The following is a 1,903-nucleotide window of genomic DNA, read 5'->3' on the forward strand; positions in this document are numbered from 1 at the left end:
TCGCGGTGCAGTTTGTCGCGTTCGATGTCGGTTATGACTTCGCCGTCGAGGCTGATTTGGTGCAGGTGTCCGCTGCCGTAGTACAGGTAATCGATAGGGCGGCCGTCGGGCAGGATGGTGCGGATGCGGTTGCCCAGCGGGTCGTACTGGTAGCCTACGGTGGCACTTTGGCCGTTGTGGACGGTGGTTTCGCTGATGAGGCGGTCGAGTTCGTCGTAGGCGAGTTCGACGCTGCTGTGCTGGTTGCGGGCTTTGGTCAGGTTGCCGGTAATGGGGTCGTATTCGAAACGGGTGCGGCTGATGCCTTCGTCTTTGCTTTGTCCGTTGCGGTTGGAGACTTTGCGGCTTTGTTTTTCGATCAGTTGGCCAAGGATGTTGCGTTTGAAATGATGGATGTGCCAAGTCTCGGGACGGTTTTTCAGACAACCTTGATCTGTGCTTTGGCCGTATTCGGTCTGTTGAACCAGTTGTCCGGCGGCATCGTAGCCGTAGGCGGTGATTTTGCCGTCCCAGCCGGTTTCTTGGATCAGGTTGTCGGTTTGGTCGTAATCGAGACGGTAGGTTTCGCCGTTTTCGTTGGTGAGGACGGTCAGACGGCGGGCTTTGTCGTAGGCGTAGGCGAAGGTATGGCCCAACGCGTTGGTGCGTTTGAGCGGCAGTCCGTCCACTGCGAGTTCGTAGGCGGTTTTGGCACCGAGCCCGTCGATGTGGGCGGTCAGCCGGTTGAGGCGGTCGTATTCGAAGGTTTCGTGACTGCCGTCGGGATAGTCGGTACGGACGGGGTTGCCCGCTGCGTCGTAATGGTGGCGGGTGGTATGACCCAGCGCATCGGTAACGGTTTCGAGATCGCCGTATTCGGTGTAACCGAAACGGGTGGTTTCGCCGGTACAGTCGGTAAAGCAGACGAGTTGGTCGAGGGTGTCGTAGTGTAGGCGTCGGGTTTTGCCTAAGGCATCGGTAATGGTTTCGGGCAGCCATCGGGCATTGTAGCCGTAGCGGGTGGTGTAACCGGCGGGGTCGGTGATGCTGATGAGGTTGCCGCGTCCGTCGTAATCGTAGGCGGTAATCCTGCCTGCAGGATCGTTGACGGCAACCGGCAGGTTGAGGGTTTCGTGGTAGTCGATTTGGGTGCTGCTGCCGTCCGGCGCGGTGATGGCGATGACGTTGCCTTCGGTATCGTAAAGATAGCGGGTTTCGCGTCCGAGGGGGTCGCGTTCTACGGTAATGCGGCCGTAGCTGTCGCGTTCGCTGTCGCTGCGTTGTCCGTCGGCGTCGATGCGGTAGATAAGTTCGCGGTTTTCGTCGAAACCGTATACTTCCGTCCGTCCCAATTCGTCGGTAACGACGGTATGGTCTTTGCGGTAGTCGAACGTCCATTCTTCGCCGAGGTTGTTGCTGCTCTTGAGCACTTTGCCGTCGGTGTCGTAACGGTCGTATTCATAGCGGGATACCAGTCCGTCGGGCTGGCTGTGCTCGACCATGATGTGGTTGCGGTAAGCGAAACCGCGCAGTTTTTTGCCGTCGCGTCCGTAAACGGCGGTCAAATCGCCGTAGCCGTCATAGTCGTAGTGCACCAGTTTCTTGCCGTTGAAGGTAACGGAGGTGAGGCGGTTGACGTAGAAACGTTCGTCTTCGGAAACGAATACGTCCCGTTCCCCGGCAGGGTCGAAGTCGGGATCGTTGTCGTTCAGACGGATAGAGGAGAATACGGGTTGGAAGTGTCGGCCGCTGCCGTCGTAAATGCTGTGCGGCAGTCCGTTGTCGTCGTAGCAGAGGCGGATATGGCGACCGTTACGGTCGAGTTGGGCGACCAGTTGGTAAATGCCGCAACCGGAATCGACTTCGGCAAACAGCAGCCGTGCGCCGCCGTCGGGGGAGGCGATTTGGTAGAGGTCGTCTGAAA

Annotated in this window: 1 pseudogene; it reads right to left on the reverse strand. The window is 58.5% G+C overall.

What is annotated here, in order from left to right:
- Positions 1-1,903: pseudogene (locus HMPREF2596_RS10905) on the reverse strand (RHS repeat protein); the annotation flags it as partial.

Origin of the sequence: Neisseria sp. HMSC078C12, from assembly GCF_001838065.1 — a bacterium.
Classification (GTDB): Bacteria; Pseudomonadota; Gammaproteobacteria; order Burkholderiales; family Neisseriaceae; genus Neisseria.